22 protein-coding genes are annotated in these 25,452 nt (G+C 74.4%); 7 read left to right on the forward strand and 15 right to left on the reverse strand.

Annotated elements, in window-relative coordinates; genetic code table 11:
- Positions 1-52: 52 nt before the first annotated feature.
- Both ACZ3HQ_RS20930 and ACZ3HQ_RS20935 read right to left on the reverse strand, forming a co-directional pair.
- Positions 53-793 carry a class I SAM-dependent DNA methyltransferase gene (locus ACZ3HQ_RS20930; protein ID WP_467512964.1) on the reverse strand — a complete coding sequence of 247 codons (741 nt, stop codon included), beginning with the start codon at positions 791-793 and terminating at the stop codon, positions 53-55.
- A gap of 95 nt (positions 794-888) precedes the next feature.
- Positions 889-1,281 carry a DUF5997 family protein gene (locus ACZ3HQ_RS20935; RefSeq protein ID WP_467512965.1) on the reverse strand — a complete coding sequence of 131 codons (393 nt, stop codon included), beginning with the start codon at positions 1,279-1,281 and terminating at the stop codon, positions 889-891.
- 58 nt (positions 1,282-1,339) lie between these two features.
- On the opposite strand from ACZ3HQ_RS20935, the gene ACZ3HQ_RS20940 reads away from it, so the two are divergent.
- On the forward strand, positions 1,340-2,083 hold the full coding sequence (locus ACZ3HQ_RS20940; RefSeq protein WP_467512967.1) for a LysR family substrate-binding domain-containing protein: 744 nt from the start codon (positions 1,340-1,342) through the stop codon (positions 2,081-2,083).
- Positions 2,084-2,098: 15 nt separating this feature from the next.
- Here the strand turns inward: ACZ3HQ_RS20940 and ACZ3HQ_RS20945 are convergent, their stop codons facing one another.
- Both ACZ3HQ_RS20945 and ACZ3HQ_RS20950 read right to left on the reverse strand, forming a co-directional pair.
- Entirely contained in the window at positions 2,099-3,589 is a 1,491-nt protein-coding gene (locus ACZ3HQ_RS20945) for an MFS transporter (RefSeq protein ID WP_467512969.1), read from the reverse strand.
- 61 nt (positions 3,590-3,650) lie between these two features.
- Positions 3,651-4,130 carry an Lrp/AsnC family transcriptional regulator gene (locus tag ACZ3HQ_RS20950; protein ID WP_350906218.1) on the reverse strand — a complete coding sequence of 160 codons (480 nt, stop codon included), beginning with the start codon at positions 4,128-4,130 and terminating at the stop codon, positions 3,651-3,653.
- 263 nt (positions 4,131-4,393) lie between these two features.
- On the opposite strand from ACZ3HQ_RS20950, the gene ACZ3HQ_RS20955 reads away from it, so the two are divergent.
- Complete coding sequence (locus ACZ3HQ_RS20955) at positions 4,394-5,887, forward strand: FUSC family protein (RefSeq protein WP_467512972.1); 1,494 nt, start codon at positions 4,394-4,396, stop codon at positions 5,885-5,887.
- 211 nt (positions 5,888-6,098) lie between these two features.
- Here ACZ3HQ_RS20955 and ACZ3HQ_RS20960 read toward each other — a convergent pair whose 3' ends face one another.
- Both ACZ3HQ_RS20960 and ACZ3HQ_RS20965 read right to left on the reverse strand, forming a co-directional pair.
- Positions 6,099-7,019: a sirohydrochlorin chelatase gene (locus ACZ3HQ_RS20960; protein ID WP_130335512.1), complete on the reverse strand. Its 921-nt coding sequence runs from the start codon at positions 7,017-7,019 to the stop codon at positions 6,099-6,101.
- 153 nt (positions 7,020-7,172) lie between these two features.
- A complete protein-coding gene (locus ACZ3HQ_RS20965) occupies positions 7,173-8,180 on the reverse strand; it encodes an N-acetylglucosamine kinase (RefSeq protein WP_467512973.1) in 1,008 nt (335 codons plus the stop codon).
- A gap of 124 nt (positions 8,181-8,304) precedes the next feature.
- On the opposite strand from ACZ3HQ_RS20965, the gene ACZ3HQ_RS20970 reads away from it, so the two are divergent.
- A complete protein-coding gene (locus ACZ3HQ_RS20970; protein ID WP_467512975.1) occupies positions 8,305-8,982 on the forward strand; it encodes a uracil-DNA glycosylase in 678 nt (225 codons plus the stop codon).
- Between the two features lie 83 nt (positions 8,983-9,065).
- Here ACZ3HQ_RS20970 and ACZ3HQ_RS20975 read toward each other — a convergent pair whose 3' ends face one another.
- Positions 9,066-10,151, reverse strand: a complete 1,086-nt coding sequence (locus tag ACZ3HQ_RS20975) for a WD40/YVTN/BNR-like repeat-containing protein (RefSeq protein ID WP_467512977.1) — start codon at positions 10,149-10,151, stop codon at positions 9,066-9,068.
- A gap of 182 nt (positions 10,152-10,333) precedes the next feature.
- Between ACZ3HQ_RS20975 and ACZ3HQ_RS20980 the strand changes: the two genes are divergently transcribed.
- Positions 10,334-10,915 (forward strand): Rv1733c family protein, encoded by a 582-nt coding sequence (locus tag ACZ3HQ_RS20980; protein ID WP_467512979.1) that lies wholly within the window; start codon positions 10,334-10,336, stop codon positions 10,913-10,915.
- A gap of 367 nt (positions 10,916-11,282) precedes the next feature.
- Here ACZ3HQ_RS20980 and ACZ3HQ_RS20985 read toward each other — a convergent pair whose 3' ends face one another.
- Positions 11,283-12,935, reverse strand: a complete 1,653-nt coding sequence (locus ACZ3HQ_RS20985) for a DNA alkylation response protein (RefSeq protein ID WP_467512981.1) — start codon at positions 12,933-12,935, stop codon at positions 11,283-11,285.
- Positions 12,936-13,008: 73 nt separating this feature from the next.
- Between ACZ3HQ_RS20985 and ACZ3HQ_RS20990 the strand changes: the two genes are divergently transcribed.
- The 3 genes from ACZ3HQ_RS20990 (at position 13,009) to ACZ3HQ_RS21000 (ending at position 18,736) form a co-directional block, all read left to right on the forward strand.
- A complete protein-coding gene (locus ACZ3HQ_RS20990) occupies positions 13,009-13,734 on the forward strand; it encodes a PaaX family transcriptional regulator C-terminal domain-containing protein (RefSeq protein ID WP_467512983.1) in 726 nt (241 codons plus the stop codon).
- A 128-nt stretch (positions 13,735-13,862) separates the two neighbouring features.
- Entirely contained in the window at positions 13,863-14,369 is a 507-nt protein-coding gene (locus tag ACZ3HQ_RS20995) for a hypothetical protein (RefSeq protein ID WP_467512985.1), read from the forward strand.
- 8 nt (positions 14,370-14,377) lie between these two features.
- A complete protein-coding gene (locus ACZ3HQ_RS21000) occupies positions 14,378-18,736 on the forward strand; it encodes an HAD-IC family P-type ATPase (protein ID WP_467512987.1) in 4,359 nt (1,452 codons plus the stop codon).
- Here ACZ3HQ_RS21000 and ACZ3HQ_RS21005 read toward each other — a convergent pair.
- From ACZ3HQ_RS21005 to ACZ3HQ_RS21035, 7 genes are all read right to left on the reverse strand, one after another.
- Positions 18,733-20,082, reverse strand: coding sequence for a nucleobase:cation symporter-2 family protein (locus ACZ3HQ_RS21005; protein ID WP_467512989.1), 1,350 nt, complete (start codon positions 20,080-20,082; stop codon positions 18,733-18,735). The two genes, ACZ3HQ_RS21000 and ACZ3HQ_RS21005, sit on opposite strands and share 4 nt — an antisense overlap.
- A 137-nt stretch (positions 20,083-20,219) precedes the next feature.
- The gene (locus ACZ3HQ_RS21010) at positions 20,220-21,560 is read right to left on the reverse strand and encodes an NAD(P)-binding protein (protein ID WP_467512991.1); all 1,341 of its coding nucleotides are present in this window, start codon (positions 21,558-21,560) and stop codon (positions 20,220-20,222) included.
- 86 nt (positions 21,561-21,646) lie between these two features.
- Positions 21,647-22,321, reverse strand: coding sequence for a TetR/AcrR family transcriptional regulator (locus ACZ3HQ_RS21015; RefSeq protein WP_467512993.1), 675 nt, complete (start codon positions 22,319-22,321; stop codon positions 21,647-21,649).
- A 114-nt stretch (positions 22,322-22,435) separates the two neighbouring features.
- On the reverse strand, positions 22,436-23,146 hold the full coding sequence (locus ACZ3HQ_RS21020; protein WP_467512995.1) for an HAD family hydrolase: 711 nt from the start codon (positions 23,144-23,146) through the stop codon (positions 22,436-22,438).
- A complete protein-coding gene (locus tag ACZ3HQ_RS21025; protein ID WP_467512997.1) occupies positions 23,143-23,784 on the reverse strand; it encodes a phosphatase PAP2 family protein in 642 nt (213 codons plus the stop codon). Before ACZ3HQ_RS21025 ends, ACZ3HQ_RS21020 begins: the two co-directional genes overlap by 4 nt.
- Before the next feature lie 62 nt (positions 23,785-23,846).
- Positions 23,847-24,779 (reverse strand): M56 family metallopeptidase, encoded by a 933-nt coding sequence (locus tag ACZ3HQ_RS21030; RefSeq protein WP_467512999.1) that lies wholly within the window; start codon positions 24,777-24,779, stop codon positions 23,847-23,849.
- 84 nt (positions 24,780-24,863) lie between these two features.
- A complete protein-coding gene (locus ACZ3HQ_RS21035; RefSeq protein ID WP_467513001.1) occupies positions 24,864-25,409 on the reverse strand; it encodes a DUF5134 domain-containing protein in 546 nt (181 codons plus the stop codon).
- Positions 25,410-25,452: the final 43 nt, after the last annotated feature.

Here is a 25,452-nt window from a genome sequence, read left to right on the forward strand (position 1 = left end):
CCTCCTGCGTCTATCAGGAGTGGACCACGGTGGGGAAGTACCGGTGGCCCGATCAGAGCGGCTTGCGCCAGACCGAGATGTGGTTGGTCGAGGCGTCCGTGAACGGGGTCCCGGACCAGTCCGCCACCCGTCGCTCCAGGTCCAGGCCGGCGATGCGCGCCATCAGGTCCAGCTCGGCCGGCCAGGCGTAGCGGTGGCGGGACGCGCCGCGGCGGTACCGGCCGTCCTCGCCGTCCTGTGTGAGGTGGTGCGAGACGAGGATCTGGTCCACCAGGTCGAAGGTGTCGAAGCCGATGTGGTGCGCCGACACATCGAACGGCACCGCCACCTGTGTGGGCGGAAGCAGCCGCAGCGGAGGCACCCCCAGCTCGATGACGAACCGGCCACCGGGCGCCAGATGCCGGGCGGCGTTACGGAAGCACTCCACCTGCTCGTCCTGTGTGAGCAGATTGGAGATCGTGTTGTAGACGAGGTAGACCAGGCTGAACTCGCCCGGCACGACCGTCGTGGCCATGTCCCCCAGCGTGACCGGCAGGGTCTCCTCGTCCACCTTTCGGCGCAGCACCGCCGCCATGTGCGCGGAGTACTCGATCCCCGCCACCGGCACCCCCCGCTCGCGCAACGGCACCGCCACCCGCCCCGTCCCGACGGCGAACTCCAGCGCCCGCCCCTCCCCGGCAAGCCCGGCGAGGAAATCGAGGGTCGGCCCGAGCACCGCCGCCGAGGACATCTCCGTCTCCTCGGCGTCGTAGCGCTCGGCACTGGCACGGTCCCACAGCTCGCTGCTCGTCACGGGCGGCCACTCTGCCGGGGCGGCGGGGGATTGTCGACGCAATAAAACGACGCGGCCGCACCCGGGGGCGCGGCCGCGTCGTCGGTGTGGGAGCGTCAGCTCTCCTTGGCTTCCTTCTTCTCCTGCAGCTTCTTGATGCGCGCGGCCTCCTTGCGGACCTCGGCCTGGGTGGCGCGCTCCTTCTCCAGCCACTCGGGGCTCTCCTCACGGAGGTCCTCGATCTGCGCGGTGGTCAGGGGCTCGGTGACGCCGCCGCGGGCCAGGCCCGCGATGGAGACGCCGAGGCGGGCCGCGACCACCGGGCGGGGATGGGGACCGTTCTGACGCAGCTCGCGCAGCCACTCGGGCGGGTTCGTCTGGAGCTCGTTCAGCTCGGCGCGCGAGACCACACCCTCCTGGAAGGCGGCGGGCGTGGCGGGGAGGTACACACCCAGCTTCTTCGCCGCGGTGGCGGGCTTCATCGTCTGGGGGCTCTGCTGCGAACTCATGAGGTCAAGGGTATCGGCCGTGTGCGTGGCAGCCGACCACGGCCGGTAGCCTGGCCTGGTGACAGGCTCGGAAGAATCACCGTCGTTCCGGCTCGCGTACGTCCCCGGAGTGACGCCCGCCAAATGGGTGCGGATCTGGAACGAGCGCCTGCCCGGCACCCCCCTCGTCCTCACCCAGGTCCCCGCCGCCGAGGCGGACGCCCTGCTGCGCGCGGGGGAGGCGGACGCGGGCTTCGTACGGCTGCCCGTCGACCGCGACTTCTTCAGCGCGATCCCGCTGTACACCGAGGACACGGTGGTCGTCGTCCCCAAGGACCACGTGATCACCGCGGCCGAGGAGGTCACGCTCGCCGACCTCGCCGACGAGGTGCTCTTCCACCCGCTGGACGACGTCTTCGACTGGGACGCCCCGCCCGGCGAACCCGGCTTCGAGCGGCCCGCCACCACCCCGGACGCCCTGGAGTTGGTCGCGGCCAACGTCGGCCTGCTGATCGTCCCGCAGTCGCTGGCGCGCCTCTACCACCGCAAGGACCTCACCTACCGCACGGTCGTCGACGCCCCGCAGTCCCAGATCGCCCTGGCCTGGCCCGAGGAGGCCACCACCGACCGGGTGGACGACTTCATCGGCATCGTCCGCGGCCGCACCGTCAACAGCACCCGCGGCCGCGCGACGCCCCCGGCGGCCAAGCAGGAGAAGAAGAAGCCCGCACAGGGCGCCGCCCGGCAGAAGGGCGGCAAGCCCACCGGGCGGCCCGTGCGCGGGCGCTCCGGCGGCCGTCCGGGGAAGCCGCGCCGCAAGTAGCCGCAGGCCGGGCGCTCACGCCTTCGACGGCGTGCGTTCCACCGGCTCCGGCGCCGGGCCCCCACCCATCGGCGGCTCCGGGTGCGCCTGGCGTTCCCGCAGGTCGGCGATGGCCAGCACGAGCGCGACCAGGATGATCCCGACCGCCGTGAGCAGGCCCAGTTGCAGCGCCCGGGTGGAGGTGCCGTGGTTGGCCAGGTGGGCGAAGTACACCGCGCCCACGGCCGCGATACCGGCCGCCGAGCCGATGCGCTGGGCCGTCACCAGGATGCCGCCCGCCGCCCCGGCCCGGCGTACGGGGACGCGGGTCAGGGTCAGCGTGGTGTTGGGGGAGATCGTCACCCCGGAACCCACCCCCGCGAGCAGCAGCGGCAGCGCCGCCGCCCACGCCGCGCCGGGCCCCTGGACGAGCTGGACGGCGCCGATCACGGCGAGCAGGCCCACCGCCACCCCGACCAGCCCGACGACCACCAGTTTCCGCCCGTGCCGCACCACCAGCCGACCGCCCAGCGCCGCCCCGGCCGCCGAACCGATGGCGAACGGCAGCGAGGCCAGCCCCGCCGCGAGCGCCCCGTAGCCGAGGCCGTTCTGCAAGTACAGCGTGTACACGAAGAACACCGTGGTGAAGCCGCCGAAGTACACCAGGTTCAGCAGCACGCCCAGGGTGAAGGAGCGCAGGGAGAACAGCTCCAGGTCGACCAGCGGATCGTTTCCGCGCCGGCCCTGGCGCCGCTCCCACTGCCAGAACGCCGCCAGCAGCAGCGCGGCCACCGGCATCAGGGCCCACTTCGCGCGGCCCGTCCACTGCTGCTCCTGCACCAGGGGCAGCATCAGCGCCAGCATGCCCGCGCCGAGCAGCAGGACGCCCGTCAGGTCCGCGCCCTCGCGCCGCTTCTCCGCGACCGGGGTGCGCGGCAGCAACCGCAGGGCCGCGCAGAACGCGGCCACGCCGATGGGCAGGTTGACGTAGAACACCCAGCGCCAGCCGTCGTCGACGCCGAACGCCTGGATCAGCAGGCCGCCCGCCGGGGGGCCGACCGCCGTGGAGATCCCGACCACGCTGCCCAGCATGCCGAACGCGCGCGCCCGCTCGGCGCCCTGGAACATCTGCTGGATCAGCCCCGTCGTCTGCGGCGCCACGATGCCCGAGGCCGCGCCCTGCACCAGCCGGAACACCACCAGCCAGCCGGAACTGGGCGCCAGCCCGCACGCCACCGAGGCGAGGGTGAACAGCGCGAGCCCGAACAGGAACGCCGCCCGCCGCCCGCGCACGTCACCGAGCCGGCCCGCCGGGACCAGGGCGAGGCCGAAGGTGAGCGCGTAGCCCGACACCACCCAGGACACGTCGGCCGCGTCGGCGCCGAGGCCGCGTTCCATCGAGGGCAGCGCGACGTTCACGATCGAGCTGTCGAGCAGCGTCATGAAGCCCGCCACGAGACAGACCGCGAGCGCCTGCCACCGCCGTCGGTCACCGGCGGCGGCAGGGCGGGTCTGGACTGTAGTCATGGACTCACGCTATGCAGCGGCGATCACCTCCGCACCACGGGCAACCGGCCCGCGCGGCCGGTCAGGGCCTGGCCGCCGACCGGCCCACCGACTCCACCAGGGGCAGCAGCCGGTACGGCACCCGCTCCCGCAGGGCCACCTCGGTCCGGGTGCGCACCACACCGGGCACGCTGATCAGCTTCTGGATCACGTCCTCCAGATGGGCGTTGTCCCGGCCCACCACGCGCGCCAGCAGGTCCCCGCCGCCGGTGGTGGAGAACGCCTCGACGATCTCCGGAACGGCCGCCAGCGCCTCCCCGACGTCGTCCATGTGGCCCTGCGTGACCTCGATGTGCACGAACGCCAGCACGGGGTGGCCGAGGGCGGCGGGGGAGAGGGAGGGGCCGGTGCCCGTGATCACGCCGTCCCGCTCCATCCGGTCCAGCCGGGCCTGGAGGGTGCCCCGGGCGATGCCGAGGAGACGGGCGTACTCGCGCACGCTGGTGCGCGGCTGCTCCAGCAGCAGGCGCAGGATGCGGGTGTCCAGCTCGTCCACGGCCATCGCGTTCCGGCCTCCTCGCGGTTCTTCGACCAGCGGTGACTGTACCAATGGCTCAGTGTCTCCCCGTGGGCACATGCCGTGCGACCTGGTCCGTTGGTCCGTGGGACCACTGTCGTGGCTCGGCCTCCCTGGACCAATGGCCCAGTGAAAAAGGAGACAGTTGAGCCAAACGGACCTGAGGTGCTGTCATAGGGGTGTCGATGGCGCTGCGGATTCCGCGGCGCCTTTTTCGTGCGAACGGCCACCAGGGGAGCGGACGAGCAGTGCTGAAGAAGGTGTTCATGGCGCCGGACCCGGGGCGGGTGCGGCTGCGCTTCGCCGCGCGGGCCGTGCTCGGGATCGGGCTGGCCGTCGTCGTGTGCGGGCTCGCGGGGCAGTCCTTGACCGGCATGGTCGCGGGCGGGCTCGCCGCGCTGCTCGCCCTGTTCACCGTCGCCGACGCCACCGTGCGCGGGCAGGGCGTCACCACGGCGCTTCTCCCCGGAGTCGGCGTCCTGGTGCTGGCCGTCGCCGCCGAGCTGCACGCCTACCCGGTCGCGCGTGACCTCGCGTTTCTCACGGTCGTCGGCGCGGGCGTGTACGCGCGCCGGTGGGGGCCGCGCGGGCACAGCCTCGGGGTGTTCGCCTTCATGATGTTCTTCGTCGGGCAGTTCCTGCACGTCACCCCGGCGCAACTGCCCGAGCGGTACGCCGCCGTCCTGCTGTCCGTGCTCACCGCCGCCGCGGTGCGCTTCGGGGTCTGGTGCTACGAGCGTGGGCTCCCCGTACCCACGGCGCCCGTCCCTCCGGCGGGCACCGGGCTGGCCCGCGTGACCACCCGGCAGGCCGCGCAGGCGGTCGCCGGCGCCGGATTCGCGCTGGTCCTCGGGCAGGTGCTCTCCGGGCAGCGCTGGTACTGGGCCGTCGGCGCGACCTGGTGGGTCTTCGTCAACACCGCCTCGCGCGGGGAGACGCTGGTACGGGGGTTCCGGCGCGTTCTCGGGACGGTGCTCGGGATCGGGCTCGGGCTGCTGGTGGCGCTGCCGGTGGACGGTGCGGTCGTACCGTCCGTGGTGCTGGTCGCGGTCGCGGTGTTCGGGATCTTCTACTCCGCCGCCGTTTCCTACACCTGGATGATGCTCTGGGTGACTCTGCTGGCCGAGGTGCTCTACGGGCTGCTCGGGGTGCTCACGCCCGCGCTGCTGGCGCTGCGGGTGGCCGAGACGGCGGTCGGGGCGGTGGGGGCGATGCTGGCTGTGCTGTTCGTGCTGCCGGTGACCACGCACGCCACCACCGATGCGTGGATTCAGCGGGCGTTGCGGTGCGTGCACGCGTGCACCGCTGAGGCCGCGGCTCGGCTCGCGGGGTCGGCCACGGCTGATCCCGGTCCGCTCGTGGCCGAGCTGGAGCAGTTGCTCGGGCGGGTGCGGATGTCTGTCGCGCCGCTGGTGCATCCGTTGAATCCGCTGGTGGGGCGGAAGAGGCGGGCTCGGCGGGTGCTGATGCTTCTGGACGAGTGTGCGCGGGAGGTTCGGGGGCTGGTTGCCGTCGCGGCTGATCCCGAGGCTTCTCATGACGCTCGGCTGGCGGCTGCCTGCTGGCGTGTGGAGGCGGCGGCGGAGGCGCTCACGGAGGGTCGCTCCGAGCCCTTGCACCGGCCCGGTGAGGCTCCGGTGGAGCCGGCGCTGGTTCATATGCATGGGCTGGAGCGCGCCCTGGCTGATCTGGCGGAGCCGTTGCGGGGGGCGGAGGGGGCGGGGCGGCTGGTGGGGGCCTGAGGGTGCGGGTGTGTGGGGGCTTGTCGCGCAGTTCCCCGCGCCCCTGGGTGGGCTTGGGCGGGGCTTGCTGAGTAGTGCTGGTGCGCTGTGGCTAAGTGCGCGGTTCCCCGCGCCCCTGGGTTGGTAGGACTCAGGCTTGCCGGGAAGTGGACGTAGCGCGAAGGGCCCGCTCCGGGGTTGCCGGGGCGGGCCCTTCTTTGTGCGGGGGCCGTCAGAAGGCCGGGGCGCCCTGGGGCTGCTGGGCGATGCCCAGGGAGGCCGTGTACTTGGCGAGGGCCAGCTTGCCGATGGCCGGGTAGGCGCCGAGGGCCTCGGAGGTGGCGCAGTCGACCTCGGCGGCGGCCGCCGTCAGCAGCGCGGTGTCGATCTCCGGGCCGATCAGGTACGGCGCGAGCGCGAGCTGCTGGGAACCCGAGGCGCGGAGCTGCTCGGCGATGGAGGCGATGGAGCCCTCCTGGTCGAGCGCCGCGGCCATCACCGGCACGGCGAGGCGCGCGGCGAGCAGCATGCCGGTGATGCCGGCGGCCTGCACGGCCTCCTCGCCGCCCACGGACGCCAGGATGATGCCGTCGGCCGCGGTCGCCACCGTGAAGAGGCGGGCGCGGTCGGCACGGGCGAGGCCCGCCTCCGACAGCCGCACGTGCAGCCCCTCCGCGAGCAGCGGGTGCGGGCCGAGGACATCGGTCAGCTCGGCGGCGACCCGGCTGTCCATCACGGCCTGGCGGGTCTGCCGCAGCAGAGCGTTGTCGGGACCGGCCAGCAGCGGCACGACCACGGCCACCGGGCCGTCCGGCGCCTTGGCGTCGGAACCGGCGGCGACGGCCTGCTCGTGGCGGGCAGTGCGCTCCTCGGCGGCGCGCGCCAGGATGGCGCTCAGGGTCGGGAATTCGTCGTCGTCCCCGTCCAGGTAACCGATCCGCGCGTCGAGGCCGGGCAGCTCGGAGCGGGCGATGCTCACGACCTCCTCGGCGAGGCTGCGCGTGGCGGCGCTGGGCGCACCGGGCACCGCGAGGACGAACGCGGGCGCGTCCTCGGGAGCCACCAGCGGCTCCGGACGGCGGTGCCGTCCGGGCTGGCGGGGTCGCGGCATTCGTACTGGCAGGCCGGACTCGGGTCCAGTGGGGGAGCTCATGGCGCCGCATGTTACTGGTTTCCCGAGCGCCCCTGTTCGGGGAGGGTGCAGGTGAGCGGTATCCGTCCGGTTTTGTCGGATGAGTTGCGTACATGGGGTGGCCGATCCGGTCCCCTATTGGGTAGTTGAGGGCCCGGTGGGGCGGATTTCCCTTTATGTCGCTCTCTTGTGGGCGCCGCTCACATACAGCAGGTGCGGGTCCTCGGGCCATACGGCGTCCCCCGTCGCCAGCGCGACGGCGAGCCGGACGCAGCCGTGCAGGGGATCGCCCTCGGCCAGGGTCTGCCGGGCATGCGGTATCTGTCGGGTCAACTCCTCGTGGAGAAAGGTGAGGAGGGGGTCGGCCAAGTTCAACAGGCCACCGGTGCAGGCCACTTCGGGCATGCCGGACGCCGGACACGCGGCGGCGACCGACTCGGCCATGTGCCGGGCGGCGGTGCGCAGGATGCCGGTGGCGACGGGGTCGTCCGGGGCGCAGGCGGCGACGTCCGGGGCGAAGGCGGCGAGCAGGGCCGCGCGATCGGGCCGGGGATAGATCAGGCCCGGCAGCTCCGGAGGCTCCCCGAACCGTTCCCGCGCGCGTTCCAGCAGCGGTACGGAGCCGCCCGCGCGGCCGTCGTACGCCCGTAGCGCCGCCTCCAGACCGGCCCGTCCGATCCAGGCGCCGCCGCCGCAGTCGCCCAGCAGGTGCCCCCAGCCGTCCGCCCGGCGCCAGGTGGTCAGGTCGGTACCGATGGCGATCAGGCCGGTGCCGGCCGCGAGTACGGCACCCGGACGTGGTCCGAGGGCACCGATGTACGCGGTGACGGCGTCGGCGGCGAGGGCCACGGTGCGCACGCCCAGCGTGCCGGTCAGCGCCTTTGGCAGTTCGGCGCGGAGGGCGTCGCCGAGGGTGGCGAGGCCGGCGGCGCCGATCACGGCGGTGGTCAGGTCGTCCACCTCGGCTTCGACGGCGAGGGTGCGGGCCAACGGGAGTACCAGCTCCAGCAGATGGGCCGGGTCGATGCCGCGTTCCCCGGTGCGTACCGGCCCGGCGGACCTGCCCTCGGCGGGTGCCGCTCCGCCGTACGCGCCCACGGCCACACGCAGGCCCGAGCCCCCCGAGTCGACCGCGAGGAAGCCGGAGTTGGGTGGGTGGGCGGTGCTGCCGTCCGGGAACAACGGGATTCCCCTTTCTCGCCGGAGCGCGTGCGACGGAGGCAGGGTAGCGGGGGAGAGGGGGTGCGCGGAGGTCGGTCCACAGCCGTTCGGGTGATGTCGGTGGTGGCCAGTAGAGTGACTTGACGTGGCACGACGACCGTTGAACGAACTTGTAGAGGCCGGCTGGGCGAAGGCCCTTGACCCGGTGGCCGACCGCATCACGGCCATGGGCGACTTCCTGCGTGCCGAGGTGGCGGCGGGGCGGACCTATCTGCCGTCCGGGGCGAACGTCCTGCGGGCCTTCCAGCAGCCCTTCGACGATGTGCGGGTGCTGATCGTGGGTCAGGACCCGTATCCGACACCCGGCATGGCGATCGGGCTGAGCTTCGCCGTGGCGCCGGAGGTGCGGTCGCTGCCGGGCAGTCTGGAGAACATATACCGGGAGCTGAACACCGACCTGGGCCTGCCCCGGCCCTCCAACGGTGATCTGACTCCGTGGACCGCCCAGGGTGTCCTGCTGCTCAACAGGGCCCTCACCACCGCGCCCCGCAAGCCCGGCGCCCATCGCGGCAAGGGCTGGGAAGAGGTCACCGAGCAGGCCATCCGTGCCCTTGCCGCCCGCGGCAAGCCCCTGGTCTCCATCCTCTGGGGCCGCGACGCCCGCAACCTCCGCCCCCTCCTGGGCGACTACCCGGCCATCGAGTCCGCCCACCCCTCACCCATGTCCGCCGACCGCGGCTTCTTCGGCTCCCGCCCGTTCAGCCGGGCGAACGAGCTGCTGAACAGCCAGGGCGCGGAGCCGGTGGACTGGCGCCTGCCGTAGGGCACCGCGAGGTGGGCCGGCGTACCCGCGCCGGCCCACCGGGCTCGCTCACGCCTGACCTCCGTCCGCAGCGGACGCGCCCCTCACCCCACCACCGCCGCCCGCACGCACAGCACATCCGGCAGGTGTGACGCCAACTGCTGCCATGTGTCCCCGTCGTCCGCGGAGGCGAACACCTCGCCGTTGCGGTTGCCGAAGTAGACGCCCGCCGGGTCCGCGTCGTCGGTGCAGAGGGCGTCGCGGAGGACGGTGCCGTAGTGGTCGTCCTGGGGGAGGCCCCGCGAGAGGGGTTCCCAGCTCTTGCCGGCGTCGGGGGTGCGGTAGACGCGGCAGCGGTGGTCGGCGGGGACACGGTCGCTGTCGGCGTTGATGGGGAAGACGTAGGCCGTGCCGCCCCGGTGCGGGTGGGCGGCGACGGCGAAGCCGAAGGTCGAGGGCAGGCCCTCGCCGATGTCGGTCCAGTGGGCGCCCGCGTCGTCACTGCGGTAGACGCCCCAGTGGTTCTGGAGGTACAGGCGGTCCGGGTCGTCCGCGTCCCGGGTGACCTTGTGCACGCACTGGCCGAACTCCGGGTCGGGATCGGGGAGGAACACCGCGGACACCCCGGAGTTCGACGGCGTCCAGCTCTCGCCGCCGTCCGTCGTGCGGAACACACCGGCCGTGGAGACCGCCACCGTCACCGCGCGCGGGTCGCGGGCGTCGGTCAGTACGGTGTGCAGTCCCTCCCCGCCGCCGCCCGGCACCCACTGCGAGCGGGTCGGATGCTCCCAGAGCGGGCGCACCAGCTCGAAGCTCTCGCCCCGGTCCTCGGAGCGGTACAGCGCCGCCGGTTCGGTACCCGCGTACACGACGTCCGGCTCGGCGGCGGCCGGGTGCAGTTGCCAGACCCGCTCCAGCGAGGCTCCCGTGTCCTTGGGGAACTTGACGGCGGGTCGGGCCGGCTCGGACCAGGTGCGGCCCAGGTCGTCGGAGTGGAACACCGACGGGCCCCAGTGCGAGCTGTCGCCGCTGGCCAGTAGCCGGGGGGTGGCGCCGCGTGTGTCGATGGCGACCGCGTAGACCGCTTGGGCGTTGAAGCGGGGGCCGTCGTCGAACTCCCAGACGCCTTCGCGTCGTCGGCCGATGAACAGGCCCTTGCGGGTTCCCACGGCGAGCAGTACCTCGGTCATGACGACCACCTCCGGGACTTCGTTGTCCACTGTGCGTCCACTGTGCCGCGTCGGCGGACGCGGCATTTTCCGACTCCGCCCAGTCTGCACCCCACCACTGACAGTGACCCTGAGCAACGGGCGCCGGGCGTCCGTATCGGAGGGTGGTCCGGTCTTACGGTGCGCTCGGGAGGAGGCTGGCCTTGAGGACGTTCCGCGGTCCGCGTCGGTGGCTCTGGCGATGGCGGAGGAATCCGCTGCGGCGCCGTGCCGACGTGGTGGAGGGGTGGGTACTGGCGGGCGCCTGGCTGCTGACCCTGCTGGCCGGGACGGTCGCGGGACTCGTCACCGCGCGGGCGGTCGAGCACGACCTCGCCCACGACCGGGCCGCCTCGCACCCGATGGTCGCCTACGTCGTCGCGCACGCTCCCGGCCGCTCCGGCGCCCGCAGCTCCACCGGCGAACGCGTCTGGGCGCGGGTCCGCTGGACCGCAGCCGACGGCTCACCCCGCACCGGACAGGTCCGCGTCACGCCGGGCGCGGCAACGGGCGCCCCGGTAGCCATCTGGACCGACGGTCACGATCGCCTCGCCAACCGCCCCGCCACCCCCACCGAGGCCACCGTCCGTGCCGCCTTCATCGGCACCCTGACCGGCACCGCGGCGGCCGCCGCCCCCTACGCCGCCGGCCGCCTCGTCCTCACCCACCTGGAACGCCACCGCCTGTCCCTCTGGGCCACGGAGTGGTCCCGCCTGGGCCCCCAATGGGACCGCAAGACAGGCTGACACCCCACCCACCCAAGCAGCACCCACCTCCGGCCGGCAGCGCCCACCTCGGTCGCTCAGCTCCAGGCCCAGGCACGGCCGGCCCGGCAAGACAGCACCCGACCAGGCCGGGGCACCCGGCCGCAGGCAAAGCAGCACCCCTCCCCGGCAGGCAACGCCTCGGCCCGGCAGGCAACGCCTCGACCTGGCAGGTAGGGCCCAGCCCAGCCGTGCAGTGCCATCCCAGCCACGCAGCGCTCGCCCCAGTCGTGGGGCGCCGCCCCCGCAACCCACCCATGCGGCGCCCGGCCCAGTCGGACACCCCTCACCCCAGGCAGACCTGCGCGCCCCGGCAACGCAAGCACCCGCCCCGGCGAACTGCGCGCGCTCAGGCCGGCAGCGCCCGCTCCAAGATCGCACCCAGGTCGGCCCCCGAAGGCAGCGTTCCGAAGGAGTGGCCCCAGTCGCCCCCCAGCCGCGTCGCGCAGAAAGCGTCCGCCGCCGGCGTCGGAGCATGGCGGACCAACAGCGACGCCTGAAGGGCCAGGGCCATCCGTTCCACCACTCGCCGCGCGCTCACCTGGTCCGCCTCCGCCAGTTCCCGCTTCAGCGATGTCACCGTCGCGTCCAGGTGCGCGTTCGCGCCGCGCGCGAGAGTCAGCTCGGCGAAGAACGACTCCGCGCTCCTGGGGGACCGGCCCAACGCCCGGAGGACGTCGAGGGCGTTGACGTTGCCGGAGCCCTCCCAGATGGAGAGGAGGGGGGCCTCGCGGTAGTGGCGGGGCATGCCGGAGTCCTCGACGTAGCCGTTGCCGCCGAGGCATTCGAGGGCCTCGGCGGTGAAGGCGGGGCCGCGCTTGGTGACCCAGTACTTGCCGACGGCGGTGGCGATGCGGCGGAACGCCCGCTCGCCCTCGTCGCCGCGTACCGCCCGGTCCGCCGCGCCCGCGAGCCGGAGGGTCAGGGCCGTTGCCGCCTCGGACTCCAGCGCCAGGTCCGCGAGGACGTTCCGCATCAGGGGCTGGTCGAGCAGGCGGGCGCCGAAGGCGCTGCGGTGGCGGGCGTGGTGGCCCGCCTCGACCAGGGTCTTGCGCATCAGGGTCGCCGAGGACATCACACAGTCCAGCCGGGTGCAGTTGACCATCTCGATGATGGTCTTCACCCCACGCCCCTCCGGCCCGACCAGCCACGCCACCGTACGGTCGAACTCCGGCTCGGAGGACGCGTTGGAGCGGTTGCCGAGCTTGTCCTTGAGGCGCTGGATGCGGAAGGTGTTGCGGGTGCCGTCCGGCAGGACTCGCGGCACCAGGAAGCAGGAGAGCCCGCCCGGAGCCTGCGCCAGCACCAGGAACACGTCGCACATCGGCGCCGAGGTGAACCACTTGTGCCCGCGCAGCGTGTACACGCCGGGCTCGTCCGTCGGCGTGGCCGCGGTGGTGTTGGTGCGGACGTCGGAGCCGCCCTGCTTCTCGGTCATGCCCATCCCGGCGAGCAGCCCCCGCTTCTCGGTGGGCACCCGCAGCCCCGGCTCGTACTCCCGGCTGGTGAGCAGGGGTTCGTACACCTTGGCCAGCTCCGGCTGGGCGCGCAGGGCCGGGACGGCGGCGTACGTCATCGAGGTCGGGCAGCCGTGTCCCGCCTCGGTGTGGCCCCAGACCAGGCCGCCCGCCGTTCGTGCCACGTGCGCGCCGGGACGGTCCTGTGCCCAGGGCGTGCCCGCCAGGCCCTCGGCGACGGCGGTGCGCATCAGGTGGTGCCAGCTCGGGTGGAACTCGACCTCGTCGACGCGGTTGCCGTACCGGTCGTGGGTGCGCAGCTCCGGCTCGTGCCGGTTGGCCAGCTCGCCCCACTCCTGCGCCTCGGCCCCGCCCGCCCGCAGCCCGAGCCGCCGGACGTCCTCCTCGGCCCACCCGGCCCCCTCCCGGCGCAGCCCCTCCAGCAGGGCGGCGTCGGCGGACGCGTCGTAGGGAGCCAGTGGCGGCGGCTGGTTGGTGACGTCGTGGGTGGCGAACGGCGGCGACTGCTCGGGCATCGGGACCATACGGCCATGTTGCACTCTCTGTACGATTGTAGCAATGACGCAACACGGATCGGCGCACGTACAGTACGTCCCCATGCGCATCAACCCGTCGGCCGAGCCGGTGACCAGGCCGTTGTCCGCGCGGTCGGTCGTGCTCAGCCTGCTGCTCGGCGCGCATACGCCCCGGCTGCCGGTACGCGAACTGGTGCGGCTGGTCGAGCCGTTCGGCGTGGGCGGCTCCACGCTGCGGGCCGCGCTCAGCCGGATGGTGGCCGCGGGCGACCTCCGCCGCACCGACGCCGTGTACGGGCTCAGCGACCGCCTGCTGGCCCGCCAGCGCCGCCAGGACGAGGCCGTACGGCCTCGCACCCGCGCGTGGGACGGCGACTGGGAGATGGTCGTGATCACGGCGACCGGACGCGGCCCGGCCGAGCGTGCCGACCTGCGCGCCCGGCTGACCGCGCTGCGCCTGGCCGAACTCCGTGAGGGCGTCTGGCTGCGCCCCGCCAACCTCGCCCGCCCGCTGCCCGACGAGCTGACCGGGGTGGCCCTGACGTACACCGCCCGCCCCGACGAACCCGCCGCCGAACTCGTGGCCCGGCTGTGGCCTCTGGACGCCTGGGCGGCCGAGGCGCGTACCCTCCTCGGCCGGGCCACCGGCGCCCGGCACCCGGCCGACCGCCTCACCGCCTACGCGGCCGTCGTACGCCATCTGCTCACCGACCCGGTGCTGCCCGCCCCCCTGCTCCCCGCCGACTGGCCCGGCGAGGCGCTCCGGACGGCCTACGGCGGATATCAGCGGGAGCTGGCCTCGTCCTAGGGAGCGGTTCCGGCCGAGTGGCGCGGGCCCGGCGGTTGGCGTCTCCTGGGAGTGGAGGGGGTGACCAGCGTGCGCGTGCTCACGGGCACCGGGAGGGGCACGGCAGGCGATCTCGTCCGAGGAGAGTCATGGCTGAGCACACGTCGTCGTCGGTCCTCACCGCGCCCCTGCGCGGCGCCGCCTCCCTCCTGAGCAAGGTGCCCGGCGCGTCGATGGTCAACAAGGCCGCCCAGGACACGCTGGACGTGATCGGCGTGGTCTCGCCCCGTGGGCGGCGCCTCGCCGTGTACACCGGGGCGGGCGTGCTCGGCGTCGCCGGAGTGGTGGAGTGGCCCGTGGCGCTGACCGGGGCCGCCATCGCCTGGCTGACCCAGCCCCGCCCGCCGCTCGTGACCCCGGTGGCCGAGACCACGGAGGTCGTGGTCGAGGAGACCGCTCCCGCGAGCGAGGCCGAGGTGGGCGAGGCGGCCCTGCGGACCGGGCACCACGACGCCCCCGGCCCGGTGAAGGCGACGGACACCGAGCCCGCGCACCCGGAGCCGCACAAGAAGCACGGCAAGAAGTCCGGCAAGCAGCCCAAGGGCGCCACCGGCCATCTCGGGCCCACCGCCCGCCCCGAACGCACCAGCCTCTGACGGCCCCGATGGTCCTCAACCTCCTCACCGCACCCTCCGCCGCCGCCCGCCTGCCCCGCCTCCTCGCGGAGGCCGCCGCCCCCCTGATCGGCGCGGCGGCCGGCGCCGCGGCGGGCACCGCACGGGCGGGCGTACGCGGCGCGGACGCGGCCGTACGCGTGACCCGGGTCGCCCGCACCGCGCTGCCCGGCGGCCCCGCCCACTGGCGCTCCGGCGCCCGCGTCCACCTCCCGCTGCGCACCGCCGAACCCGACCGGGTCCGGGGCGCGGGCGGCCGCGCCCACCTGGCCCGCCGGATCGCGGCGGCCCTCGCAGAGCGGCCCGACGTGCTCCTCGCCTACTGGGACGACGGCCTCGCCCGCCTGGTCGTGACCCTGGCCGAGGACGCCGCCGGCGACCGGGTCGTGGACCGCGCCGCCGAACTCGCTCTCAGCGACGGGCTCCTCGTGGCCGGCGGCGACCCCGAGGAGTACGACCACCCCGCCGACCCGGCCGGCGTACGCGCCGCCGCCACCACCCTCGGCGTCGACCTGATCGGCATCGGCGCCGCCCTCACCGGCTACCTGCTGCGGCTGCCCCCCACGCCCCGCGCGGTCACCGCCTGCGTCACCCTGCTGCGGGAGAACCCCCGCGTCCGAGCCCTGCTGCGCGGCCGGATCGGCGCCTCCCGCATGGACCTCCTGCTGGCCAGTGCCAACGCGCTCGTGCACGCCGCCGGACAGACGCCCACCTCGCTCGTCCTCGACGGCACACTGCGCACCCTCCAGCTCACCGAGACCGTGGCCCGCGCCGCCGCCTTCGACTCCCTGCACGACGAACTGTGCGGCCCCGAGCGCCTCAGCGTCGCCCCCACCGGCTGCCCGCGCCCCCCGCTGCGGGAGTCCCCGGCCCAGGTGTACGCCGCCCACGCCTCGGCGGGCAGTGTGCTCGGCGCGCTGGCCGCGCTGCTGGTCAAGCGGGACCTGAGCTCGGCCGCCGAGGCCGCCCTCTCCGGCTCGCCCAAGGCCGCCCGGTACGCTCCGGCCGCCTTCCACGCCGTACTCGGCACCGCCCTCGCCCGCGCCGACGTGCTGGTCCGCGACCCGGAACGGCTCAGACAACTGGAGATGGCCGGGACCCTGCTGCTGCACTCGAGCGCGCTGCGCACCGACGAGGGGCTCCCCGACCCGTGGACCGAGGCCGTGCTCGACGCGGCCCGCCGCGCCCGGCTGCGCGTCGTCCTCGTCGACGACCCGGCGCTGGAGGACTTCACCGGCCTCGCGGACCAAGTGGTCGACGCCAGAAGGCCGTTGGACGACGTCGTACACGCCCTGCGCGGGGAACTGGACGCCGAGGACGCCGAGGACGGGGCGGCCGGCGAGGAACGCGTCGTCATCACGGTCGCCCGGCCGCGCGCCCTGGAGGAGGGCGACGTCCTGGCCGGACTCGACGCAGCCGACATCGCCGTCGCGCTCACCGACCTGGAGGGTGCCGTCATCTGGGGCGCCGACATCCTCGCCCCGCACGGCCTGCCCGACGTGTGGCGGCTGCTCACCGCGATCCCGGCCGCCCGCACCGTCGGCAGCCGGGGCCAGGTCCTGGCCCGCTCCGGTGCCGCGCTCTCCGGGCTGCTGGTGGCCATCGGCGAGGCCCGGCGCGGCCGGGGGCGCCGCTCGGTCCTGCCCGGACTGCGGCACGCCCCCGTCGACACCGGCGCGCTCACCGCGCTGGCGTACGGCGTCTGGGCCGCGCTCAGGGTGGCCGCCGTCTCCGCCCCGCACCCGCGCGCCCGCGTGCGCTGGCACGAACTGGACCCCGACGAGGCGGTGGAACGCCTGGACCGCGAGGCACCTCCCGAGCCGGGCGTGCTGGAGCGGGCCGCCACCGGCGCCCGCAAGACGGCCGGCCGGATCGCCCGCGTCCCCGCCCTCGCCCCGGCCCGCTTCACCTGGCAGCTCGGCCGGGCGGTACGCGGCGAACTGGACGACCCGCTCACCCCGGTGCTGGCCGTCGGCTCCGCCGCCTCCGCGATCCTCGGCTCGGTCGTGGACGCCCTGCTCGTCGTCGGCGCCCTCGACCTGAACGCCCTGGTCGGCGGGGTCCAGCGGCTGCGCGCCGAGCGAGCGCTGTCCGGGCTGCACGCCGAGCAGCAGCGCAAGGCACGGGTCGCGCCCCCGCCCGAGGAGGCGCCCGCGGGCGGCACCCGCACCGTGGACGCCGGGCAACTGCTGCCCGGCGACGTGATCGAGCTGAAGGGCGACGACGTGGTCCCCGCCGACGCCCGGCTGCTCCGGCAGGACGGCCTGGAGGTGGACGAGTCCGCGCTGACGGGCGAGTCCCTGCCCGTGCACAAGCACGTCGGGGCCACCCCGCACGCCGCCGTCGCCGACCGGCGCTGCATGGTCTTCGAGGGCACCACCGTCGTCGCCGGCACCGCGTACGCCGTCGTCGTCGACACCGGCGAGCGCACCGAGGCCGCCCGCGCCGTCCACCTCGCCGCCCGCACGCCCCCGGCCGCCGGGGTGCAGGCCCGGCTCCAGGAACTCACCCGCAAGGCACTGCCGTTGACCCTCGCCGGTGGCGCGGCCGTGACCGGGCTCGCCCTGCTGCGCGGTACGCCGGTGCGCGAGGCCGTCAGCGGTGGTGTGGCCGTCGCGGTCGCCGCCGTGCCCGAGGGGCTGCCGCTGGTCGCCACCGTCGCCCAGCTCGCCGCCGCCCGCCGGCTCAGCCGCGACGGCGTCCTGGTCCGCACCCCGCGCACCCTGGAGGCGCTGGGCCGGGTCGACACCTTCTGCTTCGACAAGACCGGCACCCTCACCGAGAACCGGCTCCGGGTCGTCCGGGTCTCCGACGCCGAGGGCGCCGAATGGGCCGCCGGCGACGCGGGCGAGCCGGGCCCCGCCGCCACCCTGCGCCGTGCCGCACGGGCCTGCCCGCGCGTCAACGGCGGCTCCGGGCGCCCGGTGCACGCCACCGACGAGGCCGTCATCGACGCGGCCGCCCCCGACCCCGGCTGGACCCAGCTCCGCGGCCTCGCCTTCGAGGCCGCGCGGGGATACGCCGCCGCCGTGGGCCGCGACGGCGACGGCCCCCGCACCCTGGTCGTCAAGGGAGCCCCCGAGACCGTACTGCCCGGCTGCGCGGACCTCTCCGACCGCGCCCACGACTCCGCCCACTCCCTAGCCGGTGCCGGACTGCGCGTCCTCGCGGTGGCCATGCGACGGCTGGACGAGGGGGAGTCGGAGTCCGACGCCCTCCAAGGTCCGCTGCACGGGCTGGAGTTCACCGGGCTGCTCGCCCTGTCCGACGTACCCCGCGAGACCTCCGAGGCGCTGGTGCGCGGCCTCTACGAGGAGGGCGTACGGCCCGTCATGCTCACCGGCGACCACCCGCAGACCGCGCGTGCCATCGCCCGGGAACTGGGCTGGCCCGAGGACACCGAGGTGGTCACCGGCGACGAGCTGGCCGCCGCCGACCGGCGCACCCGCGCCCGGATGCTGCGGGACGCCGGGGTCGTCGCCCGCGTCGCCCCCGAGCAGAAACTCCAGGTCGTGGAGGCGCTGCGGGATGCCGGCCGGGTGGTCGGCATGGTCGGCGACGGCGCCAACGACGCCGCCGCGATCCGGGCCGCCGACATCGGCGTCGGCATCAGCGCGCGGGGCTCGGCCGCCGCGCGCAACGCCGCCGACATCGTCCTCACCGACGACGACCTGACCGTCCTCATCGACGCCATCGGCGAGGGGCGTTCGCTGTGGCACAGCGTCGCGGACGCCATCGCCATCCTCATCGGCGGCAACGCGGGCGAGGTCGGCTTCGGCATCCTCGGCACCCTGCTCTCCGGCACCGCCCCGCTGTCCACCCGGCAGATGCTGCTGGTCAACCTCTTCACCGACCTCTTCCCGGCCATGGCGGTGGCGGTGACCCCGAAGGGCGGCGACGACACCGAGGTACGCAGCCGCACCGCCTCCCCGGAGGACGCGGCGGGCGGGGTCCTCGGCACCCCGCTGATCCGGCAGATTCGGCACCGCGCCCTGACCACCGCGCTGGGCGCCCTCACGGCGTGGCTCATCGGCCGCTTCACCCCCGGCACCGCCCGCCGCGCCAGCACCATGGCCCTGTGCGGCGTCGTCGGCACTCAGCTCGCCCAGACCCTCCTCGACCGCCGGGACAGCAACCTGGTCCGCGTCACCGCCCTCGGCTCCGCCGCGGCCTTGGTGGCGGTCATCCAGACCCCCGCCGTCAGCCACCTGGTCGGCTGCACCCCGCTCGGCCCGGTGGCCTGGGCAGGCGTCGCCCTTGCCATCGCCGCCGCCCTGGCGGCTCAGCGGACGCTGCCCCGGCTGGAGGAGATCGTCGCGGGACTGGTGCCGACGGAGGAACCGGCCTAGACGCGTTCCTCGGCCGGTACGGGCGCGGGCGCCTCCTCGGCCTGCCGGCCGGGCAGGTGGTTGAACAGCAGGTTCAGCACGATCGCCGTCAGGCACCCCGCGCTGATCCCGCTGTTCATCACCGTCTGGAACCAGTCCGGGAACTTGGCGTACACCGTCGGCACGCCCACCGGCAGCATGCCGACGGCGACCGAGACCGCCACGACGGTGAGGTTGTGGTTGTCCCGGAAGTCCACGCGGGCCAGGGTGCGCAGGCCGCTCGCCGCGACCGTGCCGAACATGACCAGCCCCGCCCCGCCGAGCACCGGCGCCGGTACGGCGGCCACGACGGCGCCCAGCTTGGGCAGCAGCCCGAGGAGGACGAGGAGGGCGCCCGCGGCGGCGACCACCCAGCGGCTGCGGACCCGCGTCATGCCGACCAGGCCCACGTTCTGCGCGTACGCCGTGTACGGGAAGGTGTTGAAGACCCCGCCCAGCACGGTCGACAGCCCGTCCGCGCGCAGCCCGTCCGCCAGCGAGCGCGGCTCGACCTCGCGGCCGGTCAGCTCGCCCACGGCGATGAGGTCACCGGTGGTCTCCGTCATCGTCACCAGCGCCACCACCAGCATGGACACGATCGCGGACACCCGGAACTCCGGCGCCCCGAAGTGGAAGGGCGTGCTGATCCCGACCCAGTCCGCGTCCGCGACCCCGCCGAAGTCCGTGAAGCCGAACGGCACCGCGACGGCCAGACCCACCACGATGCCGGTCAGCACGGCCACCCGCGCCAGGAAGGGCGGCGCGAAGCGCTGCACGGCCAGCACCACCAGCAGGACGAACGCGGCCAGCGCCAGGTTCCGCGGCGCCCCGAAGTCCTTCGCGCCCGCCCCGCCGGCCGCCCAGTTGCCCGCGACCGGCAGCAGGGAGACCCCGATGATCAGGATGACGGTCCCGGTGACCAGCGGCGGGAAGAACCGCAGCAGCCGGCCGAAGACCGGCGCCAGCAGCACGATCGCCAGCCCCGCCACGATCACCGAGCCGTAGATCGCGGGCAGCCCGCCGCCCGTCGTACCGATCAGCACCATCGGCGAGACGGCCGCGAAGGTGCACCCCTGCATGATCGGCAGCCTTACCCCGAACCGCCAGAAGCCGACGCACTGGATCAGCGTCGCCACCCCGCACACCAGCAGGTCGGCGGTGATCAGATACGCCAGGTCGGCGGGGGAGAGCCGCATGGCGCCGCCCACGATCAGCGGGACGGCGACGGCGCCCGCGTACATGGCCAGCACATGCTGGAGCCCGAAGGCCGCGAGCTGCCGTACCGGGGGTATCTCGTCGACGGGGTGCACTTCGGCGGTCGTGGCCATGGGGCCTCCTGAGCGGCGGGCGGTGAGCGGCAACCGGACAGCACGAGACCGTAGGGGCCTTGAACAATTTGTTGATTTCCGGTGCGTTGCCGCTGTGTGTCATGCCCACGTGAACCGTGGAGACACCCTCCGCCGCGCTACTCCGACCGGGCCGCCGCCCACAGCGCGTCCCAGTCGGACAGCTTGACCGTGTTCCGGCCCAGGCTCGCGCCCAGCTCCGCCTCGGCCCGCTCGATGGCCAGCCAGCCCGGCCACGCCACCGGGTCGGCGCCCGCCGCCCGCAGCCCCGGAAGCGGGTCCCCGGGCACCTCGCGGGACTCCAGCACGGGGGCGTCCTCCAGCAGGGAGGTCACCGTCTCCTTGGCGCAGGAGCGGTTGCTGCCGATCACCCCGGTCGGGCCGCGCTTGATCCACCCGGCCACGTACTCGCCGGGCACCGGTACGCCGTCGCTCAGCACCCGCCCCGCCAGATGCGGCACCGTCCCGGTCACCGGGTCGGACGGCAGCCCCTCCGGCGGCATCCCCCGGTACCCCACCGAGCGGAGCACCAACTGCGCCGGGACGTCCTCGAACGCACCCGTGCCCCGCACGCCGCCCTGCCCGTCCGGCTCGGTGCGCTCGAAGCGGACCCCGCCCACCCGGCCGTCCGCCTCCAGCACCTCCACGGGGCGCTGGAAGAACCGCAGGTGGATCGTCCGCCCGGTGTCCGGCGGAGAGGCGGCGGCCCAGTCGCGCAGCACCTCGGCGTTACGGCGCTGGGCGGCCGGCAGTGCGGAGAGGTCCGCGAAGCCGGGGTCCAGCGCCAGCTCCGCCGGGTCGACCGAGACGCCGACGCCCGGCAGATGCCCCAGCTCCCGCAGCTCCTTGGTGGTGAACCGCGCCTGCGTGGGGCCGCGCCGCCCGGCCATCCACACCTCGCCGACCCCGCCCCCGGTCAGCGTCTCCAGCGCCGCCTGCGGCATGTCCGTCCCGTGCAGCTCGGCCGCGCCGCGCATCAGCATCCGCGTCACGTCGACGGCCACATTGCCGACCCCGATGACCACGGCCGAGCGCACATCGCGCAGGAAACCCTCGTCGGCCGCGTCCGGATGGGCGCTGTACCAGGACACGAAGTCCGACGCCGACCAGCTCCCCGGCAGCTCCTCGCCCGGAATGCCCAGCGGACGGCCCGCCGCCGCGCCCACGCAGTACACCACCGCGTGGTACAGCTCCCGCAGCCGCTCCACCGGCACCCCGTCCGGGCCGCCCACGCCGACCCCGCCCAGGAACCGGACCCGGTCGTGCTCCAGCACCGTACGGAGGCTGCCCTGGAGCGACTTGATCTTCTCGTGGTCCGGCGCCACGCCGTAACGCACCAGCCCGAACGGGGCCGGCAGCCGGTCCAGCACGTCCACGTGCACGTCGGGGTGGCGCTCCACCAGATTCTGCGCGGTGTAGCACCCGCTCGGTCCGGAGCCGACGACGGCGACCCGCAGCACGGCGTACTCCTCACCCCGTGGGCATCGGGAGACAGCCCTGACGGCTCCAGCATGGCACCGCGCGGCGGGGTCGGCAGGGGGGCGGGCTACTCGCCCCGGCCGTCCGGCTGCTGCTCCGTCGCGAAGAAGCGGGAGAGGTCGCCCCGGCCCGGCTCGGCGCCCGTGCCGTCGCCCGGTGGCAGGCCCAGCTCGCCGTCGAGTCCGTACCGCTCGAACAGCTCCGCGCGCAGGACGGGGACCGGCATCGGCACGCCCGGTACGAGCGCCGCGTACACCGCGCCCATCAGCAGCGCCCGGAGCATCGGATAGCCGGAGGTGACGTCCTCCGCGCCGCTGCGGGCGACCGTGTCGCCGAGGAGTTCGGAGAGGCGCCGCTGCTCCGGGCACTGCACGAAGCCCTCCTCGTGCAGCAGGCCCGCCATGTGCTGGCGCATGAGCACCGGATGCTCCCGCGCGAGGCCCAGGATCGCGTCGATGGCACGGGCCAGCCGCTCCCGCCCGTCCTCGGTACGCGGCTCCCGCTCCAGCGCCTCCTCCAGCGTGCGGTGCATCAGCCGGTGCACGGCGGACTGGACGAGCTGGCGCTTGCCGGTGAAGTAGTACGAGACCAGTCCGCGCGCCGATCCGGCGCGGTCCGCGATGTCGCCCAGGGTGGTCGCCTCGAACCCGCGCTCGTCCACCAGTTCGACCGCCGCCTGGAGGAGGCGCTCGCGCGAACGCCGCCGCAGCTCTTCATTGACCGAGGCGCTGCGCGGGGACATTGTCGAACTCCTGCGTTGACTGGCTGTCAGCCAACTATACTCACGGCGTGAGGCACCGCATCGCGCGGGGCCTTCTCAGGGCTGCCGTTCGTCTGAGCGCCGCGGGGGAGCGCCTCAGACGGACGGCAGTTCCGCGTCGTCCAGCAGGTCCAGCACCGGCAGCAGTGCGTCCGGGCGTTCGTGCGCCGGCAGATGGTCCACGAAGTGCACCCGGCAACCGAGCGCGGCGGCGCCGCCGTCGGCGGTCCTGCTGTCCCCGACCATCAGCGTGCGCTCGGGCTCCGCCCCCAACTCCGCGCAGGCGATGCGGAAGAGCCGGGGGTCGGGCTTCCGTGCGTCGTGCTCGCAGGACAGCACGTACGCGTCCACGTACTGGTCCAGCCCGTGCTCCCGGAACACTGGCCGCAGGTCCCAGCCGATGTTGCTGACGACGCCGACCGCGGTTCCGCGCTGCCGCAACTCCGCGAGGACTCGGGCCGCGTCGGGGTACGGGGTCCATGCGGCGGGGGTCATGATGCGGTCGTACAGCGCGTCGTGGAGGGCCTGTTCGGGCAACGGCACCTGCCGGGACAGGCCGGTGTACGCCGCTCGGTGCGACGCGGCGTCGAGATCCCGCTCGGCCCAGGCGCCGGCCAACCCCGCCGGGACGGCGGTCGGTTCGGCGCCGCCGGGCAGCGCGCCCGCGCTCTCCAACGCGGCTGCCGCTTCGATGAGTCGGGGCTCCTCCATCCTGACGCCGGTCGCCGCGAGGGTGGCGCGCAGCCAGGACTCGGTGGACTCGATCCGGCACAGCGTGCCCGAGAAGTCGAACAGCACAGTGGTCATGCGCGGACCCTACTCGCGCGCTCATGGATCAGTACGGCGCATGCCACCACCGACGCCCCGAACAGCCAGCCCCCGATCACGTCCGAGAACCAGTGCACCCCGAGCCAGACGCGGGTGAGGCCGACGCCGAGCACGGAGACGAGGGCCACGGCGACCGCGCCGTACCAACGGGCCCCGCGCACCCCGTATGTGCGGATCAGCCACAGCAGCAACCCGCACACCACGGTGGCCGTCATGGCATGACCGGACGGGAACGCGGCGAACCGCGCACTGTCCACGGGGTCCGGCCACACCGGCCGCGGCCGCGCGACCCCCGCCTTCACGGCCTGCTGCACCACGGCCGCGACGGCGCAGGTGGCGAGCAGCCACAACGCCGTCCACCAGGCCGCCCTCCTCCACACCAGCCACAGCGCAACCCCGGCACAGAGCAACCGCATCGTCACCGGGTCCCAGACCCAGTCGGTCAGCACCCGGAAGATCTGGGTGAGCCCCCGATCCCTGACGGCCCAGCGGTGGGTGGTGCGGGCGATGTCCTCGTCCAGGGTGAGGAGGGGGGACCAGTGGAGGGTGACGAGGGTGAGGAGGAGAGCGGAGGGGAGGGGCAGGAGGAGGGTGGTTCGGGGGGATGGGTGGGGCATGGGGGGATCTTCGTTGATGAGGGGGCCGAGGCATCACCCGACGCGTCGGCGGGCGCCAGACCCTAATGCAACGCCCGCAGCCCCGGAACGAAAGCGACGAGCACCGGGAGTACCGGTACCAGGGCGGCGGTTGCCGTCAGGCGGAGGCGGTGCGGGGCCGGGAGGCGGGGCGGGGCGGTCAGGAGGCGGTTGACCCGGTGGGGGAGTTGCGCCTGTGGCGTCGGGGAGGGGCCGAAGACGCCTCGGTCCTCGTTGAGGTCGACCAGGGCGAGGGCGGTGGTGACGCGACCGAAGCGGCGGGAGGCGGTGTCGTCGGCGGCGAGTTCGACCAGGCGGTGCATCTCGTCGCGGAAGGCGGCGAAGACCGGGACCTGGGGGAAGCCGCCGGCCAGGGCGGCGGAGCAGTGCAGCAGCCAGTCGTGGCGGAAGCGGGCGTGGTCCTGCTCGTGGGCGAGCAGGGCGTCCAGGCGGCTGCCCTTGAGGCGGCGCAGGGCGCCCGTGGTGACGACGAGCTGGGGTGTGGCACCGGGGAGCCAGTACGCGTCGGGACGTTCGCCTTCCAGGACCACCAGGCGCCCGCCCGGTTCCTCTCCCGGCAACAGGGGCGCCCGGTGGACGAGTTCGGTCCGCTGCGCACGTCGGCGGCGCCTCGCGTGCAGCACCTCGCCGGCCAGCATCGTCAGGGTCCACAGCCCCCCGCAGGCCAGGGCCACGGCGGTCGGTGCGGCCCAGGGACCGGCGGCGCCGAGGGCGTACGCCTCGACGACACCGTGCGGAGCCCCGCTGAACAGGTGGCCGCGCACCTCCTGCCAGGCCGCCGCCGCGCTCAGTGTCATCGACAGCGCGCAGCACAGCAGGACGGCGGCCACCACGCACTGCCAGGCCCACAGCGCCACCACCGGCTCCCGGTCCGGCCAGTCGGCCCCGGCCAGCAGGCGCGGGGCGGCGACGGAGGTCAGGATGCCGAGCAGCAGCAGTGCCACGGGGACGGTCATGGGCAGCACCCTATGAGCAGCGGACCGCTCACCGGCGCCGAAGTGACGCAGGCAACTCCCGCCCGTCGCACACCGCTTGGGGTGTCACATCGTCAGAAGCATCGCCAGCATGCCTATCCCCATCGACAGCCGGCACACCCGCGACAGCTCGGGCCGGTCACCCCACCGCACCGCGCCGGACCCACCCCCCGCGCTGACGGGCACCAGGCGGGCGCCGGTCAGCAGGACGTAGCCGGTGAAGTACAGGAGCAGCGCGCCGGTCAGCCACGCCGGGCCGGAGCCGCCCGTGTGACGGTGGTGCGCCGGGGCGGCGGTCATCAGCACCGCCATGTACACCATCGCCGTACTGCCCAGCAGATGGTGCAGATGGTGGGCGCTCTGCCGCGCCGACCACAGCGCCCGGAGCGCGGCCAGCCCGAAGACCACCGCGTACAGCGGCCACACCCAGCGCGGCGGGGCGAACACCGCGGCCGGTACCGCCATCGCCGCCATGCCGAAGCCCATCAGCGCCTCGCCGCCCGCCGCGCGGCGCTGCTCCTCGACTCCGCTGCGCATCCGCAGCAGGCAGTAGGCGCCGGTCGCCGCGCAGAGCGCGACCAGCAGCCAGGCCGGTGACACCGGTCCGTGCACGCGCACCACCCCCGTTCGACGCCGTGTCGAGTGATGCGATGCC

The organism is Streptomyces sp. NPDC018263, from assembly GCF_055562575.1.